12 protein-coding genes and 6 tRNA genes are annotated in these 17,163 nt (G+C 45.7%); 11 read left to right on the top strand and 7 right to left on the bottom strand.

Going from position 1 to position 17,163, the window contains the following annotated elements; translation table 11 throughout:
• Positions 1-31: 31 nt before the first annotated feature.
• Together A9237_RS03585 and A9237_RS03590 are read right to left on the bottom strand one after the other, a co-directional pair.
• The gene (locus tag A9237_RS03585; RefSeq protein WP_078607689.1) at positions 32-3,079 is read right to left on the bottom strand and encodes a D-Tyr-tRNAtyr deacylase; all 3,048 of its coding nucleotides are present in this window, start codon (positions 3,077-3,079) and stop codon (positions 32-34) included.
• Between the two features lie 333 nt (positions 3,080-3,412).
• Positions 3,413-3,880, bottom strand: a complete 468-nt coding sequence (locus A9237_RS03590) for an Lrp/AsnC family transcriptional regulator (protein WP_009707147.1) — start codon at positions 3,878-3,880, stop codon at positions 3,413-3,415.
• A gap of 145 nt (positions 3,881-4,025) precedes the next feature.
• Here A9237_RS03590 and A9237_RS03595 point away from each other — a divergent pair, with 145 nt between their 5' ends.
• Positions 4,026-5,120 (top strand): PLP-dependent cysteine synthase family protein, encoded by a 1,095-nt coding sequence (locus A9237_RS03595; RefSeq protein WP_078607690.1) that lies wholly within the window; start codon positions 4,026-4,028, stop codon positions 5,118-5,120.
• Positions 5,121-5,192: 72 nt separating this feature from the next.
• Here the strand turns inward: A9237_RS03595 and A9237_RS03600 are convergent, their stop codons facing one another.
• Entirely contained in the window at positions 5,193-5,510 is a 318-nt protein-coding gene (locus tag A9237_RS03600; RefSeq protein WP_039841519.1) for a DUF1244 domain-containing protein, read from the bottom strand.
• A 202-nt stretch (positions 5,511-5,712) separates the two neighbouring features.
• Here A9237_RS03600 and A9237_RS03605 point away from each other — a divergent pair, with 202 nt between their 5' ends.
• On the top strand, positions 5,713-6,288 hold the full coding sequence (locus tag A9237_RS03605; protein WP_009707148.1) for a porin family protein: 576 nt from the start codon (positions 5,713-5,715) through the stop codon (positions 6,286-6,288).
• A 90-nt stretch (positions 6,289-6,378) separates the two neighbouring features.
• On the opposite strand, the gene vmeF is transcribed toward A9237_RS03605, so the two are convergent.
• Both vmeF and A9237_RS03615 read right to left on the bottom strand, forming a co-directional pair.
• Positions 6,379-9,492 (bottom strand): multidrug efflux RND transporter permease subunit VmeF, encoded by a 3,114-nt coding sequence (gene vmeF / locus A9237_RS03610; protein ID WP_041054832.1) that lies wholly within the window; start codon positions 9,490-9,492, stop codon positions 6,379-6,381.
• Positions 9,492-10,589, bottom strand: coding sequence for an efflux RND transporter periplasmic adaptor subunit (locus A9237_RS03615; RefSeq protein ID WP_027726604.1), 1,098 nt, complete (start codon positions 10,587-10,589; stop codon positions 9,492-9,494). The genes vmeF and A9237_RS03615 overlap by 1 nt, the downstream gene beginning before the upstream one ends.
• 282 nt (positions 10,590-10,871) lie before the next feature.
• On the opposite strand from A9237_RS03615, the gene A9237_RS03620 reads away from it, so the two are divergent.
• From A9237_RS03620 to A9237_RS03645, 6 genes are all read left to right on the top strand, one after another.
• Positions 10,872-10,956: transfer RNA gene (locus tag A9237_RS03620), tRNA-Tyr, on the top strand.
• 84 nt (positions 10,957-11,040) lie between these two features.
• Positions 11,041-11,125, top strand: a tRNA-Tyr gene (locus A9237_RS03625).
• 84 nt (positions 11,126-11,209) lie between these two features.
• Positions 11,210-11,293, top strand: a tRNA-Tyr gene (locus A9237_RS03630).
• Between the two features lie 84 nt (positions 11,294-11,377).
• A tRNA-Tyr gene (locus tag A9237_RS03635) sits at positions 11,378-11,462 on the top strand.
• Positions 11,463-11,546: 84 nt separating this feature from the next.
• A tRNA-Tyr gene (locus tag A9237_RS03640) sits at positions 11,547-11,631 on the top strand.
• A gap of 84 nt (positions 11,632-11,715) precedes the next feature.
• Positions 11,716-11,800: transfer RNA gene (locus A9237_RS03645), tRNA-Tyr, on the top strand.
• A gap of 409 nt (positions 11,801-12,209) precedes the next feature.
• Here A9237_RS03645 and A9237_RS03650 read toward each other — a convergent pair.
• A complete protein-coding gene (locus tag A9237_RS03650) occupies positions 12,210-13,085 on the bottom strand; it encodes a Tim44 domain-containing protein (RefSeq protein ID WP_009707155.1) in 876 nt (291 codons plus the stop codon).
• A 256-nt stretch (positions 13,086-13,341) separates the two neighbouring features.
• Between A9237_RS03650 and A9237_RS03655 the strand changes: the two genes are divergently transcribed.
• The 3 genes from A9237_RS03655 to A9237_RS03665 all read left to right on the top strand — a co-directional run bounded on the left by A9237_RS03655 (position 13,342) and on the right by A9237_RS03665 (position 16,887).
• The gene (locus A9237_RS03655) at positions 13,342-13,932 is read left to right on the top strand and encodes a TetR/AcrR family transcriptional regulator (protein WP_005437561.1); all 591 of its coding nucleotides are present in this window, start codon (positions 13,342-13,344) and stop codon (positions 13,930-13,932) included.
• A gap of 13 nt (positions 13,933-13,945) precedes the next feature.
• On the top strand, positions 13,946-15,820 hold the full coding sequence (locus tag A9237_RS03660) for an MFS transporter (protein WP_078607691.1): 1,875 nt from the start codon (positions 13,946-13,948) through the stop codon (positions 15,818-15,820).
• Positions 15,821-15,981: 161 nt separating this feature from the next.
• Entirely contained in the window at positions 15,982-16,887 is a 906-nt protein-coding gene (locus A9237_RS03665) for a YeiH family protein (protein WP_038893312.1), read from the top strand.
• Here the strand turns inward: A9237_RS03665 and A9237_RS03670 are convergent.
• Complete coding sequence (locus tag A9237_RS03670; protein WP_078607692.1) at positions 16,873-17,073, bottom strand: hypothetical protein; 201 nt, start codon at positions 17,071-17,073, stop codon at positions 16,873-16,875. The two genes, A9237_RS03665 and A9237_RS03670, sit on opposite strands and share 15 nt — an antisense overlap.
• Positions 17,074-17,163: the final 90 nt, after the last annotated feature.

The following is a 17,163-nucleotide window of genomic DNA, read 5'->3' on the forward strand; positions in this document are numbered from 1 at the left end:
AAAAGGAGTGCCGATGCACTCCTTTTTGTATTTAGTTCTTTTGGTAATTTAGACTCACGACAGCCCACTCATAAAGTGATTTCGGGTAACCGTACTTCCCTTCACCGTAAATAGTATCCGGTTCAGCATAGAAGCCCCCCGCATCACTTGCCAAGAACTCTCGCGTACCTTTGCGGTAATGAATCAAAGGGCTCATCGATTCGTAAGCAATATTTGCATCTAACGCTCGGTCATCAATCACCAAAAAACGCGTCATTCGAATACTGCTACCGTTTTCGCAATATCCCGCATCTGAATAATCGACAGCAAGGAAAGGTTTCGTGTCATTTTCACTGAGTTGCGAACGACAACCATCGAAACGGGCAACGTGCATCCACAGACCACGAGTTTTAGCCGGATCATCATTGCCAACTGGCTTCATGTTTAAAAACACCACTTTGCCTTTGCCATAAAGCGCGAGCTCTGTGTCTGTCGGCTCTCGTACACTTCGAGCGCCCATGACACCAAACTCACTCTCTTGAAGATTGGCAAACTCAGGGCCACTTAACGTGCTAATCACTACCGTTTGTTCGCTATCCAGTTGAGTGTATTTATCGGCGTCACCAGATTCGGCAAGATCAAGAAAAACCGTCACCAATGTACTGTTCAGCGCTTTATAGTCTTGCGTTTCCGCCTCAGAAACGTTCAGTTGAACCGAGTGCCCAAACTCATAACCTGTGAGGGTGATGCTTCCATTCGCACGATCCAGAGTCGCTATTTCTTCACTAACTGAGGTAGCAAACTCATAGCTACGCGTACCAATCGCCGTACCAATCTCTAGCTCCACACGCTTAAACGGTTCAAATGCCACCGTTTGACGAGTCGCGCTTAATCCCGGATGTTCCGCTTTTGCAATCGAGCCATTAACGGTGATCGTCTTCGTCAGATAATTGCGGCTTGTTAACGTGACTTCCAAGGAGTAATCGCCAGCATGAAGCACATCTAATACCCCCGTATCAGACGATGCCATTTTTACCGTTGGTGACGCTTGGTTAATCAAACGATAGGAGGCAGTGGTATCGCTATCTGAGACTACTGGCGTTAGCGTCTTATCTGAACCAAAGGTTACACTTGGGTATTGGACCGTCACGCGACTTTCAATTGGCTTGATGGTTACATTGAAGCTTGCTTGACCCGGCGTGAACTTATCATCACCAGAGTCAGAAACCACGATGCGTGTACTGCCAACATTAAGAACGCGCATTTCCCCTGTGTCGCTATCTAGAGACACCACATCGGTCGGTGAGCCATCTGCAAATTGGTAAGTCATCTGCCCAACCGTTCCGCTAATAGTCGGTTTGCTTGCCAAAGGTTTGAGTGCATTCCAATTATCTTCAACATCTGATGAAATTTGAATGCGGCTCGGGGCACTTAAAATATTGAAAGTCACTTTATGCTCAGGCCCTGCACTGTAATTGTCGCTTTCCTTACGACGCAAAGTCAGTGTGGTTTCACCCGCTTTGTAGACATGTACAATCCCATTAGCGATCATGTTTGCTACGTCTGGGTGTGTATTGTCGGTCATCTCAATCACATCACCGGAGCTAAGCTCGTCAAAATCTTTTAGCAGATTGAATTGGTGATCCTTACTGTAAACCTCTTCATAATCACGAGTCGCAAGCGGCTTTCCTTGCGCTTTAGCGATATCAAGGTTCACTTTGAACTGAATTGACTGATAGAACTCTCCGCCATCATCTTCGAACGTTAACGTGTAATTACCCGCCGTTTCGAGATATAGCGTATCTGAGGACATTCTCAGTCCCTCCGGTAAATCCCCAATCAGTGTGACATCACCCTTTTGCCCCGAAAACGCGAGCGGAATCGATAGACCTTTCTGATAGGTAAAGGGCATATCAATGTCTTTGATAACAGGGTGTACTGCTGGAGAAATATCGATATTAAAACGCGCTTTCGTAGAAGGGAAATTACGCAAATCGCCCTCAATCACATCAACCTCAGCACGACCAACACCTTGAATCAACAGAGCGTTGCCGTCGTCAGAAACACGCACCACGTCTTGGCCTGATACCACGTCAAAGCGATAATCTCCCAGTGCTCCCTTAACTTGAGGGTACAACGGAACAAGCGCTTGATAACTTGCCGAGATGTTTGAAGCACTGATGTTTTGTCGCGTTCCCTTGTCAATTGCAACGTTAAATCGAGCAGTTTGCGTCTGCTCAACAAAACCTTCACTGTACGTTGCCGTTGCTTCAACCGTTACTTGCCCAGTGTTATGAATCAAAAGTAAACCAGTATCTGGATTCAATACATCAGCGACTTTGTCATCAGGGGTGCTATTGATGATCTCGTAGCGAATGCTTTTGGTTTCTGTACTATCCAGTCTCACTGGTGTCAACGTCAGACCTTCGCGAAACTCACCCGTTAGAGGAGCAAATTGCAGTTGCTCAGCACCAACTTGATAAAGGTGAATATTGACGAGTAAATCACGAGCTTGGTAATAATCGTCGCCCGAGTCATGAACACGTACTTGCGCCGTTCCAGATTTCCCGATGGCGAACACTCGACCGTCGGTATTAACCTGAATCAAGTGTTCAGAACCACTTTCTACGGCATAGCTCAGAAAGCCTTTCTGCCCTCGTACAACCAAAGATTGCCCTTCAGTTTCCGACGCATTAAGACTGACATCGTTTGCAGCCAGATCGGCATTGTTGCCTTTGTCTACGGTAATCGTAAACGTGGCCTCTGACGTTTCGTAAGTCGGACTGCTGTCCGTCACTTTAATTGACGCCGTACCTGGACGAAGGATTTGTAACTGACCATCGTCGATTTGAACCACATCAGAAGGAGTTGAAGATAAAACTTGGTATGTGATCGTGCCTTGTACGTTACTCATTGTCGTATTTGCGACACTTCCAATGCCATCAAATGTGAGTATTGCGTCTTCGACTTTAAGTTGAGGTCGACTTTGTTTTGTTGTTTGAGTTGAAGATCCCGAATTACGCGGCTTGGAATCGCCGCCCCCACCACCACAGCCAGCGATTACTGCAGCAAGCAAAAGGAGAAAATAATATCTTTTCATTTTTTGTAATAATTTCTTACATCTTATAAGTGGCGGCGATAATAATACGATGTTTTATTCATCACCAGCCCCTTTTTTGATTAATAAGATTATCGATAAACTACATTACCATTCGCTAAATCAATAAAATGCCGTCAATTTTCTAAAACAAGCTCGCTAATGCGACGAACAACCGTTTACGATCCGACTTCGCATTAAATTAGCGATGATTAAATTAGGGTTTTCAATAGATTAAAATATAAACAGTCGATCACACTTTAGCTGGCGTGTGGTGTGGATATTGAGGAAATATGAAGTCGGCAGAGTGACTTCATATCTTATTTAGGTAGGAATTTAGACACCGTAAATAGGCAACTCAGTCGTATACTTGATTGGCTCCATCGCAAAGGTCGAAGTAACGTTGGATAGCCCTCTTACACTGTTCACCAATCGCTTGTAGAACTCGTCAAAGCACTTCATGTCTTTGACCACAACCTTCATCATGTAGTCGTACTCCCCCGCCATGCGATAGAACTCCATCACTTCAGGAAAATCACTTACCGTGGTCACAAAGTGGTGATACCAACCTTCTGAATGGTCACTGGTCTTAAGTTGCACAAACGCAATAAACGACAAATCGAGCTTTTCTGCGCTCAACAACGCCACGCGCTTTTCGATATAGCCTTCATCTTCCAGCTTTTTTAAACGCTTCCAGCAAGGCGTAGTAGTCAGGTTCACTCGCTCGGCCAAATCATTTAGAGACAAGGTTCCGTCGTTTTGGAGGAAAGAAAGTAACTGCCTGTCGATTTTATCTAAGCTCATACCTAGCATTTTCCTAATTTAGAGAAAATTTTTCTACCACTGGTGAATAACAGAACAATAATAGCAAAGTTTTTCTCTAAGGTTATAGGTAGATTATCCCTATAGACAAAAACAACTACCCTACAGATTTTCGAGGAGTCACGTTATGTGTACCGACCACAACTGGATCAACAATGCTGTACGCAAAATCGAAGCAGACTTTCAACGTTCGGCAGATACTCACCTATTCAAATTAGACCTACCTTCTTTAGAAGGCATCGACATCTACCTAAAAGATGAAAGCACGCATCCAACGGGCTCATTGAAGCACCGTTTAGCACGTTCGCTTTTCCTTTACGCGATTTGTAATGGTTGGGTTGGTCCAGAAACCACGGTGATCGAAGCATCATCAGGCAGTACAGCGGTTTCTGAAGCGTACTTCGCGCGTCTACTTGGCTTACCGTTTATCGCAGTAATGCCAAAAACCACAGCACGCAAGAAAATTGAACAAATCGAATTCTACGGCGGTAAAGCGCACCTTGTTGACCGTTCAGACCAAATTTATGACGAGTCTCGTCGCCTAGCGAAAGAGCTAAACGGTCACTACATGGACCAATTTACTTACGCAGAGCGCGCAACAGACTGGCGTGGTAACAACAACATTGCGAACTCTATCTTTAGCCAAATGGAACTAGAAGATCACTCAATCCCAAGTTGGGTTGTGATGAGCCCAGGTACTGGCGGTACATCTGCAACGATTGGTCGCTTTATCCGTTACCAAAAATACGACACAAAACTGTGTGTGGTTGATCCTGACAACTCAGTATTTTACGACTACTTCCAATCTGGCAATGCAGATATCAAGGGCGAAAACGGCAGCAAGATCGAAGGCATCGGCCGCCCACGTGTTGAGCCAAGCTTCATTGCTGGTGTTGTTGACGAAATGCGCAAGATCCCTGATGCTGCGAGTGTTGCAACGGCACATTGGTTGTCTGGTTTGATTGGTCGTAAAGTTGGCGCATCGACAGGTACTAACCTATACGGCGTACTTGAGCTTGCGTGTGAAATGAAACAACGTGGTGAGACTGGTTCTATCGTGACACTGCTTTGTGATTCAGGTGAACGTTACCTAGATACTTACTACAACACTGAGTGGGTAAAAGAAAACATTGGTGACATTCAACCTTACCTAGCTCAGCTTGAAATCATCCAAGCAAAAGGTTGTGTTGAGCCAGCATGTTGCGGCCCAATCACCGAGTAAGACAGATACTTTATTAAAAAACAGCCTGCTCAATCAGCAGGCTGTTTTTTTTATCTGCTTAATATAAGAGAGTTACTTTTTCTGACGCGCTTCAAATGCTGCCAGTTGTTCTGGTGTCGCTTTTGGTTGGTGGTTTTGTTTCCACTCATCGTAAGTCATGCCGTAAACACGCTCACGAGCATCATCGATGTCGATATCCACACCAAGGTCTTCCGCTTCTGCCTTGTACCATTTGCTGAAACAATTACGACAGAAACCAGCAAGGATCATAAGATCAATGTTTTGCACGTCTTTGTTTGCATCCAAATGCGCTAATAGACGGCGAAACGTCGCTGCGTCCAGTTTGTCTTGCTCTTCTTGGGATAGATTTTTGTATTTGAATTCAGCCACTTTACTTTCCTTTTATTTATCTCGCAGCTCATAGCATAGAAATGAGTGAGCCTGATGAGTCTAAAATTTGCGCCATTACAACAAATTTCCCTCTAAAACCACGCACTCACCCAAAAGACTGATATGATAACTGCCAGTTATCTTATTGATTAAATTAATACTAATTCTAAAAACGGTCTTTCACAAAGGTTATCGCCAAGTTATGAAAAACGCCATCCTATTATTATCTGCATTGACCATGAGTCTGCCAACTTTCGCCGCTCAAGAGCAAACCCACCAATCTTATTTATACCTAGGTACAGGTAATGTGGGCTTTGACACTCCGAATTTTGGTTCTGATCGTGACAGTGGTTGGTCGACACCTCACATTACGGTTGGCTGGGGTTACCATGTAAACCAATACCTCGCATTTGAAGGGGTACTGCGTTATTCACAAAATGAACTTAAGAATGATGCTCTAAAAACTGACTTAGACCTTCACTATTACCAAGCAGGTATGTCTGCGGTTGTAACGAGTGATAACTTAGGTGATACGCCACTGTCACTGTTTGGTCGCGTAACTGCGCTTGGCACTCAAGCTGAAATGTACGTACCGAATGAGCAAAAAGTCACAGACGATTCTGGCGCACTATTCAACATCGGCGCGGGTGTCCATTGGGATATGAGTAAAGATATCTGGCTACGTGCTGAATACATTTACAACGTCGCCGACATGGGTTTTGATGACTTCTACGACAGTTATGAAGGCGTGCAAGTGAGCTTGGGTAAACGCTTCTAATCGAGCGCTTCTAAGCTGGCTTTAAAACCCAGAATTGAAGACAAAGAAAAGCCGAGGTCATTGCCTCGGCTTTTGTGTTTTAGAGTTCGATTAAGGGTGTGCGATACGTCCCTTAGTGTCATGGCTAAGCGCTTTGTTCAGCTCAGCCTCAACATGACCAGGTGAACGCGTCTTCGCAGAAATCAAACGGTACATCGCAGGAATAACGAATAGTGTAACTAATGTCGCAAAACCCATACCGAAGAAGATGACCGTACCTACTGCCACACGGCTTTCATAGCCCGCACCTGTAGACATGATCAACGGAATCGCACCCGCAAGCGTAGTGAATGCCGTCATCATGATTGGGCGTAGACGACGTGCTGCCGCATCAGTGATCGCTTTTTCAAACTCGATGCCACGGTCACGTAGCTGGTTAGCAAACTCAACGATCAAGATACCGTTCTTGGTTACCATACCGATCAACATGATCATGCCGATCTGGCTGTAGATGTTCATCCCTTGGCTCATCACAACCAAACCAAGGAAGCCACCAAATACGCCCATCGGTACGGTGAACATCACCACTAGCGGGTTAACGAAGCTTTCGAACTGCGCTGCGAGTACTAAGTACGCCACCAAAAGAGCTAATGCGAACACGACCGCTACGCTAGCTTGGTTCTCTTTAAAGTCTTTCGACTCACCGGAGTAGCTCACTGAAATATCACCCGGTAGGCTATCAATCGCTTCTTGATCTAAGAAATCGAGTGCATCCCCTAAGGTATAACCTTCAGATAAGTTCGCCGTAATGGTGATCGACTTTTGCTTGTTATAGTGAGACAAACGAATCGATGCCGCGACTTCTTCAATCTTGGTAACTGTGTCCAAGGTCACCAACTCACCACTTGTAGTTCGCAAGTAAATTTGGCTTAGGTCTGCCGCGTTATTGAAGCTGTTTTCATCACCACGTAAGTAAACGTCATATTCTTCACCGCGGTCGATGTAAGTCGTTTCACTCTTACCGCCAAGCATGATTTCCAGTGTTTCAGAGATGTCTTGTACACTCACGCCGAGTTCAGCTGCACGGCGCTTGTCTACGGACACTAACAGCTCAGGTGTTTTCTCGGAGTAATCGATCTCCGCGCCTTCCATCATTGGTGATTCTTCGGCCTTGTTTTTGAGCATCTCTGCCCAGACCAAAAGCTCATCATAGTCCGACCCGCCAAGCACGAACTGAACTGGCTCACTCGATCCACCACGGAAACCTGGCATGAATGGGAAGACACGAACGTCAGGAATACCGGCCAGTGACTTACGCACTTCATTCAACGCTTCTTGCGCGGTGACGTCACGTTCGTTCCAATCGTCCAAAATCATGATAACGAAACCCGTTTGGTCACCCGCTTGACCACCGAATGCTGGTGTTTGGATACTGAACGACTTCAAAAAGCCTTGGCCCAACAACGGCATTAAACGATCTTCTACGATGTCCATGTTTGCCGACATACGGTTGTATGACGTTGCATCTGCACCACGAACAAAGGCAAAGATAACACCACGGTCTTCTTGCGGAGTTAACTGTGCAGGTACTTGATTCATCAAGCCATAGCTGCCGCCCATACACGCAAGGATAACCAAAGGTGCCGCCCAGCGAACTTTCAACGCGCCGCGTAGCGCTTTACGGTAACCCGCTTCTAACTTGGCGAACAATTTATCAACCGCTCGATTAAATCGATTTGGTTTAACATTCGCTTTTAGAATCTGACTGCCTAGAACAGGAGTCAGTGTCAGAGCAATCAATGAAGAGAAGATCACCGACATTGCCAGCAATACGGAGAACTCGGTAAACAGCAAGCCTACCATGCCATCCATGAAGGAAATCGGTAGGAAGACCATCACAAGAACAAGTGTTGTTGCGATAACCGCGAAGCCTACTTCTCGCGTACCTTTGTAAGCGGCCAATAATGGTGATTCACCACGCTCAATATGGTGGAAGATGTTCTCTACTACTACGATGGCATCGTCCACAACCAGACCGATAGACAAGATCAGTGCCATCAAAGTAATCAGGTTGATAGAGAAACCAAAGTAGTAAGCGGCAATGAACGAAGAAATCAGTGAAACTGGTACGGTCACCGCTGGGATAAGGGTCGCACGCGCCTGACCGATAAAGATGTACAGAACCAGAATTACCAAACCACCAGTAATAAAGAGGGTGCTGTAAACCTCGTCAATAGAACGCTCGATAAAAACGGTCGCGTCATAATCGATCGCTAGACGAGTCCCATCAGGCAGGAACTTCTGAATCTTATCCACTTCGGAGCGAACAGCTTGTGCCACTTCTAGCGGGTTTGCATCAGACTGAGGCACCACACCTAAGCTGATGTTAACCACACCATCACTCTTAAAGGTCGAGTTTTCGTTTTCTGCGCCGATGAAGACATCCGCCACATCTTTTAGATAGATAGGCGTGTTATCACTTGCGCGTTTCACGACAAGGTATTGGAAGTCTTCTGGCGTGTTGTACGTACGCGCGGTTCTCACCGACATCACGGTTGAGTCGTTACGTACTTCACCACCCGGGCTTTCTAAGTTTTCACTTCGTAGAGCGGCTGTAATGTCAGATGCTGTAACCGAGCGACCCGCCATCAGGTCTGGTTTAAGCTTCACATACATTACTTTGTACAAGCCACCAGACAGATCGATAGAACTTACACCAGATATCAGACTGAAACGGTCCATCAGAACACGTTCGGCATAGTCTGTTAGCTGGGTTCGGTCCATCTCAGACGAGCTAAGGTTAATATAGAGGGAAGCTTCACCCGAACCGTTGTTCTTAAAGACCACAGGATCGTCGGCTTCGTCCGGTAATGAACGTTGAGCACGAGCCACCGCATCACGAACGTCACTTACGCCCGTATTAAGGTCATAACCCAATTCAAAGGTGATGGTGATACGCGACATACTGTTTCGAGTGGTGGAACTGATTTCATCAATACCACTGATGCCCGAAAGTTGGTCTTCCAGTACTGAAGTAATTTGGCTTTCAATGATGGTTGCAGAAGCGCCTTCGTAACGAGTGCTGATCGATACAACTGGGCTTTCGATGTCTGGCATTTCGCGTACTGCTAGCTTAGTAAACGACACAAAGCCGAATACACACAGCAGCATGCTTAATACCAACGCCGCAACGGGGCGCTTTACGGAAACGTCAGAAAGTAACATTAGTTCGCTTCCTTAGCCGCTTCGTCTTGCGTGCCCTGCTCACCACTTGCCTTAGCGGTTTTCGCTTTTCCTGGAGCGACGATCTCTTTGACTTCAACACCATCACGCATGTTCACAATGCCTTGCACGACGATCTTGTCTCCGATCTCTACGCCAGATTCAATCACTACTTCATTATCAACACGAGCACCCAAGAACACTTCTTGACGCTTCGCTTTGTTGTCTTCATCAATAACGTACACGAAACGCTTAGTACCTGAGTATTCCAGCGCTTGAACTGGGATAATAGGCGCTTCAATTGCAGGAAACGCCAAAGAAGCATTCATCAGCATGCCCGGCTTGAGATGGTTTTCTGGATTGTCAAATTCAATACGAATACGTAGATTCAAAGTCTCTGCACTGATGCGAGTATCGATACCCGTTACTTTTCCGACGAAATCAACACCGTTCCAAGCACTGGTCGTCGCGTGAACTTCCATACCGACAGACAGCATCGACAGGTAACGCTCTGGTACTTGCAGATCCAACTCCATAACAGAAAGGTCGTCCAGAGTCAGTAGCTCAGAACCTGCGCTCACCATTTTTCCTCGGCTGAAATCGATGAAACCAACGGTGCCGGCAAAAGGTGCACTGATATTTAGGTCCGCTAAGTTGGCTTTTGATGCATCAAGACGTGCTTCGGCAATCTCTACGCTCGCTTTTTGTGCATCGATTTCTGTTTGAGTGATGGCGTTACGTTTAACCAAACGCTGAAACTCTTTTAACTTACGTTGCTCATCTTTTAGGTAAGCTTTTGCCTCTACTAAAGCCGCTTGCGCTTTATCGTCATTTAATAGAATAAGAAGTTGGTCTTGTTGAACGTTTTGGTTGGCTTTTACGGCGATCTCTTTCACCTTGCCAGCAACCTCAGAAGCAACAACAACCGATTGGGCAGCTTCAAGCTTGCCGATCAGTGACAAAGACTGGTTGATTTGATGCGTCTCTACTTGCTCAGTTACCACCGTAACTGTTGATGGACCACGTTTGGCTGCAAAAGCGGCTGGTGATGCCATTAAAATAGAAAGCGTTAAAACAGATAAAGTGGCTCTCATACTCATAATTTTGACTACTAATCAGATAAACTTATGTCATTAAACTGAATACAGTTTATCAGTTGATACGACGCCTAACGTCAAGTAGTGTAAATTCAAGTAAAAAGTCAGTTTTTCTTTTGTATAAACGACATACAAAACGCTGACTTTCTACCATCTTTGCCCAAAAAGGCAGCATTCAACGTAAAAACGTAAGAAAAACGCTTTACAGCCTGAGCGAGTTTGCTATGATGCGCTCCGCACTTGAGAGATGTGTTGGGAAAACAATCTTAAGTATAAAAATACCCTGGAGGGGTTCCCGAGTGGCCAAAGGGAGCAGACTGTAAATCTGCCGGCACTGCCTTCGATGGTTCGAATCCGTCCCCCTCCACCATATTCTTTCTTATGTTTTTCCTTTGAACATGAGAACAACTTGGAAGCTAGGTTGGGAAACTAACATTCAAGTATAAAACACCCTGGAGGGGTTCCCGAGTGGCCAAAGGGAGCAGACTGTAAATCTGCCGGCACTGCCTTCGATGGTTCGAATCCGTCCCCCTCCACCATATTCTTTCTTATGTTTTTCCTTTAAACATAAGAACAACTTGGAAGCTAGGTTGGGAAACTAACTTTTAAGTATAAAACACCCTGGAGGGGTTCCCGAGTGGCCAAAGGGAGCAGACTGTAAATCTGCCGGCACTGCCTTCGATGGTTCGAATCCGTCCCCTCCACCATATTCTTTCTTATGTTTTTCCTTTAAACATGAGAACAACTTGGAAGCTAGGTTGGGAAACTAATTTTCAAGTATAAAACACCCTGGAGGGGTTCCCGAGTGGCCAAAGGGAGCAGACTGTAAATCTGCCGGCACTGCCTTCGATGGTTCGAATCCGTCCCCCTCCACCATATTCTTTCTTATGTTTTTCCTTTAAACATAAGAACAACTTGGAAGCTAGGTTGGGAAACTAATTTTCAAGTATAAAACACCCTGGAGGGGTTCCCGAGTGGCCAAAGGGAGCAGACTGTAAATCTGCCGGCACTGCCTTCGATGGTTCGAATCCGTCCCCCTCCACCATATTCTTTCTTATGTTTTTCCTTTAAACATGAGAACAACTTGGAAGCTAGGTTGGGAAACTAATTTTCAAGTATAAAACACCCTGGAGGGGTTCCCGAGTGGCCAAAGGGAGCAGACTGTAAATCTGCCGGCACTGCCTTCGATGGTTCGAATCCGTCCCCCTCCACCATATTGAAAAGCCAGCTCATTGAGCTGGCTTTTTTCGTTCTATAACTACCGTTTTCAATGGCTTACCCAACTCTCTGGATAAATCTAGCCTCACTCACAGCGCGATTCTTAGCGGTCTTTCGTTAAGTAGTACGACACCTAGGTGCTTTTAACTAGATCTGCTTGAGAGGGAATCCAAGTGTCAGTTGGTTTATTTAGGTCAATGGAATCAAGCCATTGATCACCTCCGTCAGTTCTATCTTCACTATTCCCTACTGTCCCGCTCATCGTTTCCCCTATACCAACCCTATTTAGTTCGACTTCAATCACTCACCATTAGCGTGATACGTTTAGATTCTCTGATCTAAGGGCATAAAAAATCCCGCTCGAGAGCGGGATTTCACTGAGACTAAATTGAACTCTGTTGGTGATTAACCTTGAATACCAACAATCAACCAAGGTGCGTTTGGTACCGTTAGGTCACGTTCTAAGTGCCAGATATCTTCGATGTCTTCTTCGATACCTTCTTCTGCATCACGGTAACGACCGCTAAATTGCAGGCTAAGCTGTGCTTTGTTCGCATCGTAGTCAGCACGAACAATTTCCGCATCTACATACATCACATCAGTATGTTGCTCGCCATCTAGCTTCGCACGTTCTGCTTTCAAGTCTTCGAATAGGCTTGGTGAAACGTACTCTTCAATTGTATGAAGTTGGTTGTGGTTCCACGCGCCTTGCAGGATTCGGTAGTGCTCACGAGAGCCGTTGATGAATGCCGCTTGGTCAAAACCCGGTGGGTAGTTATGCGGGATATCAGTTTGTGCACCGAAACCGCCAAAACCACCTGCATTTGTGTTGTTAGGCTGCTGTTCAAAGTTCTGCATGTTTGGTTGCTCGAACTTAGAAGCGTTACCACCAAATGCTGGCTGCTGACGATGCTGATTCATACTGCCCTGCTTAGCACCAAGCATGCCGCGCATCAGCTTGAAGATAACAAACGCAATCAAACCAATGATCAGGATATCCATAAACTGGATACCTTCGAATGCACCACCAAAGAATGCTGCCAATAGACCACCAGCAAGAAGACCACCAAGTAAGCCGCCCATCAAGCCTTTCTTGCTTGAAGATTTAGCACCTTGTTCTTTACCAATGGTGTTTGTGTTTTGTTGCTGCTGTTTAGGAGCAGGAGCCGTTTTATAGCTCTTACCGAACGACTTACCACCACCAAACTTCTTCGCTTCCGCGATAGGCGTTACAGCAACGGTAAACATCAGTAGGGCGACAATCGAAAATAAACGTTTCATCGTTATCCTTAAAATTGACGATAAGTACTTAATCATGCTGCCAGATAACAAGATGAACAAGCATCCAATATCAGTAGCACGCTAAATATGAGATGTGACCATCATACTCCGTCAGATTCAACAATGAAACATTCCACAATAGAAGACATGTATCAGAATATTGCCAAGCAATAGGTTTATGACTTGTTTGCGTTATTGACGGTCAATCGGTAGCTGACTATCATATTGAACGTTGTTCAATAAGTAGTTTTAAATTATGGCGCGCAGAAACGATCACACCAGAGAAGAGTTGGTCAACTTGACTCTTTCCACAGTCAAAGACTTTTTAGACGAAAACTCTTACCACGACCTTAGCCTTCGCAAGATCGCTAACATGATAGGTTACGTGCCAAGTACGCTAGTTAATATCTTTGGTAACTACAACCTACTGCTTTTACATGCCGTTGCACAGACATTGGATGAGTTGCAACAAGAAGCCGTAGCCGCGACGAAAAACAGTAAGGATGCTCATCAATCACTTTTTGAACTGGCATACTGCTACCACGACTTCGCGCAAAAACACCCATACCGCTGGCAACTTGTGTTCGAGCACAACATGAATGGTGCCGAGCTACCAGAGTGGCACGCAAAACGCATCGACGGTATGACTGGCATGCTAGAATCCTTACTTGCTCAAATCGCACCGCATCGTACTGAATCTGAAGTACTGCAAGCGAGTCGCGTATTGTGGTCAGGTGTACATGGAATCACGCTTCTTAGCGTTGATGATAAGTTTTTCTCTAGTGAACCTATTGATGGTAAAGAGCTTATTGATAACCTGATTTCAAACTATCTGATCAGCTGGTAATAAAGGATTATTCATGTCATCAGACAGCCAGTCGTCTTTGCTTAGGCAGCGAAAGTTCCTCCCCTATTTTGTCACCCAGTTTTTCGGAGCTTTCAACGACAACATATTCAAAAACGTACTGCTGCTGTTTGTGGCCTTTGCAGGATCTAGCGCGTTACCGATTTCTAGTAACCTGTTTATTAACTTGGCTGCTGGTTTATTTATTCTGCCTTTCTTCTTGTTCTCGGCGTCTGCGGGGGTATTGGCTGATAAATACGAGAAGTCTTGGTTTATTCGTAAGGTAAAGCTTTTCGAAATCGGCATCATGCTTTTAGGAGCGATTGGCTTTATTACCGAAAGCTACGGCGTATTGCTCTTACTGCTCTTCTTGATGGGAACGCAATCCGCGTTCTTTGGCCCCGTCAAATACGCTTTACTTCCTCAACAACTCAATGAAAAAGAGTTGGTTCCTGGCAACGCATTGGTCGAAGCCGGTACTTTTATTGCAATTCTGGTTGGTACGCTTGGCGCGGGGCTTATTGCTTCGGCCGACAATGCGAAATATCTTGCTGCTTTCTGCGTCGTTATCTTTGCTGTTCTTGGTTACTTGTCGAGTCGTTTTATTCCATTTGCATCAGCAAGCGCACCGAACATTCAATTCAAATGGCAGCCTTACAAGCAAACCAAACACACACTTTCTATTGCCAAGTCTGACCGCATCGTTTTTCAATGCATCATGGCGATCAGTTGGTTCTGGTTCTTGGGCGCAGCATACCTGACTCAGTTCCCTAACTTCACCAAGGTTTATTTGAATGGCACCGAAAGCGCAGTTTCCTTCCTGTTAGCGCTCTTCTCTGTGGGGATTGCGGTCGGCTCAATGGCATGTAACTGGCTGTCCAATCATCGTATTGAAGTGGGTATCGTACCGATTGGCGCTTTAGGGATAACCATTTTCGGCTTCTTGATGGCGACATCGATTCCAACGGACTTACCTCGATTCCACACTTTCGCGGAGTTCGTCAGCTATGACGCTTTCTGGCCACTGTTCTTCTATCTATTGATGATTGGTATTTCGGGTGGTTTGTTTATCGTTCCCCTTTACGCCTTAATGCAACACAGAGCGAAAGAAACGGAACGTGCACAAGTGATTGCTGGCTTGAACATCTTTAACTCTCTGTTCATGGTAGGCAGTGCTGTATTAGGCATTGTTTGTTTGAGTGTGCTTGAGATGAGCATCCCTCAATTGTTCGCTCTTTTGGCTATCCTGAACTTCTTGGTTGCCGCATACATCTTCCTGCAGATCCCCATCTTTGTGGTGCGCTTTGCGATGTGGGTGGTCACTCACACCATTTACCGTGTCAAACATAAGAACCTACATCACCTTCCAGAACACGGTGGTGCGTTGATCGTCTGCAACCATGTCAGCTATATGGACTCGCTACTGTTAAGTGCGGTCTGTCCTCGCCTGATTCGATTTGTGATGGAAGAAGACTACGCAAACCTTCCTCCTCTGAGACGTTTCCTTCGTAGAGCAGGAGTAATCCCTATTTCGGCAAGTAATCGAACGTCTATTCGTCGTGCATTTAATGATGTTGAAAAAGCACTGAGTGAAGGCCATATCGTGTGCATCTTCCCGGAAGGGCGTTTAACGTCAGATGGTGAAATGAACGAGTTTATGCGTGGTATCGACATCATACTTCGTCGCAGCCCTGTTCCAGTGATTCCAATCGCCCTAAAAGGCTTGTGGGGCAGCTATTTCAGCCGAGCAAAAGGGCGTGCTTGTAAAGGGTTACCAACTCGCTTCTGGTCTAAACTAGAAATTGAAGCTGGAACGCCTGTCGATCCAAAGCAAGCAACCTCACAAGTGATGTTTGAAAAAGTAAAAGCACTGCGTGGCGACTGGCGCTAAACTCAAACCAGTTAATTTGAGAATGTTGAACATGCGTTTAGTTTTACTGAACGCATGTTCAATTCATTAAGACTTTCTGACCAAAAGCGTTACTGTATACTCCACGCTTTAACTCATAACAACGAACGACACCCTTGAATACAAAGAATATCCCCTTTGGATTGGCACTGCTGTTTTGTTTAACCCCTTTTGTGTCCTCTCCTATCGCGCTTGTGATCGGTTTTCTTTTGGCGAGTTTTAGCCTAGTACCGACAGAGCTTCCTATTGCTTCATTTACCAAGAAGCTGCTTTCTTATTCCATTATTGGTTTGGGCTTTGGGATTCACTTTGACCAAGCACTCGCGGTCACTTCTGACGGCATTGGTCTGATCATCGCAACCATCCTTGGCACGCTTGTGATCGGCATGATGATCGCCAAAGCAATAAAACTCGAACGCACAACGGCGTATCTGATTGCTTCTGGTACCGCCATTTGTGGTGGTAGCGCGATTGCTGCGGTCGCTCCAGCGATTAAAGCAAAGGACGAACAAATCGGTCTTGCACTTGCAACGGTTTTCGTTCTGAACTCACTGGCGCTGTTCATCTTCCCTGTTATTGGTCACGCTATTGGCTTGGATCAACACACGTTCGGAACGTGGGCTGCGATTGCAATTCACGATACCTCTTCCGTTGTGGGTGCGGCATCTGCCTACGGTGAAGAAGCATTGACTACCGCAACAACATTGAAGCTTGCTCGCGCATTGTGGATCATTCCTGTCGCACTAGTGAGTGCTGTGATTTTTTCTCGCGGTAATGGAGAGGAAGGCAAGAGTAAGTTAGTGATTCCTTACTTCATTTTCTGGTACTGCGCTGCGATTGCATTCAGCGATTTCTTCCCGCAATTTGAAGTGGTGTATCAAGGCATCTTTGCTATTGCTAAGCAAGCGCTTGTGGTGTGTCTGTTCTTGATTGGTTGCAGCATTTCAGTATCGAAGCTGAAGTCGGCAGGCGCTAAGCCATTGTTATTTGGCGTCACACTGTGGGTACTGATTTCTACTACGTCTTTAGGCTGGTTACTTCTCAGCTAAACCTTGAGTGATTTTCTGAGGCTGGGTTGACTCGACTTTTCGCGTGCTTTGGCTTTTGTGTACCAACACTAATGCGATCGCAACCAGAAAAGCAGTTAACTCAGCCAATGAGCGCGTTAACCCCTGCGTACTCATCGCCACGCCAATTTGTAACAACACCGCTGCCGCTAACACTAACTTGATCATCCTGAACCTTATGCTTTATTCCTTAATCTTTGAGCATGATTATGATTCAGAGTTATAAGGATGCGAAATTCCCTTTTCGACTAATACATT

The sequence above is a fragment of the Vibrio owensii genome (genome assembly GCF_002021755.1).
Classification (GTDB): Bacteria; Pseudomonadota; Gammaproteobacteria; order Enterobacterales; family Vibrionaceae; genus Vibrio; species Vibrio owensii.

What these genes read in the sequence shown, in the direction of transcription:
- A9237_RS03585 (WP_078607689.1), bottom strand. Translation starts at nt 3,079, where the DNA reads ATGAAAAGATATTATTTTCTCCTTTTGCTTGCTGCAGTAATCGCTGGC.
- A9237_RS03590 (WP_009707147.1), bottom strand. Translation starts at nt 3,880, where the DNA reads ATGAGCTTAGATAAAATCGACAGGCAGTTACTTTCTTTCCTCCAAAAC.
- A9237_RS03595 (WP_078607690.1), top strand. Translation starts at nt 4,026, where the DNA reads ATGTGTACCGACCACAACTGGATCAACAATGCTGTACGCAAAATCGAA.
- A9237_RS03605 (WP_009707148.1), top strand. Translation starts at nt 5,713, where the DNA reads ATGAAAAACGCCATCCTATTATTATCTGCATTGACCATGAGTCTGCCA.
- vmeF (WP_041054832.1), bottom strand. Translation starts at nt 9,492, where the DNA reads ATGTTACTTTCTGACGTTTCCGTAAAGCGCCCCGTTGCGGCGTTGGTA.
- A9237_RS03615 (WP_027726604.1), bottom strand. Translation starts at nt 10,589, where the DNA reads ATGAGTATGAGAGCCACTTTATCTGTTTTAACGCTTTCTATTTTAATG.
- A9237_RS03650 (WP_009707155.1), bottom strand. Translation starts at nt 13,085, where the DNA reads ATGAAACGTTTATTTTCGATTGTCGCCCTACTGATGTTTACCGTTGCT.
- A9237_RS03655 (WP_005437561.1), top strand. Translation starts at nt 13,342, where the DNA reads ATGGCGCGCAGAAACGATCACACCAGAGAAGAGTTGGTCAACTTGACT.
- A9237_RS03660 (WP_078607691.1), top strand. Translation starts at nt 13,946, where the DNA reads ATGTCATCAGACAGCCAGTCGTCTTTGCTTAGGCAGCGAAAGTTCCTC.
- A9237_RS03670 (WP_078607692.1), bottom strand. Translation starts at nt 17,073, where the DNA reads ATGATCAAGTTAGTGTTAGCGGCAGCGGTGTTGTTACAAATTGGCGTG.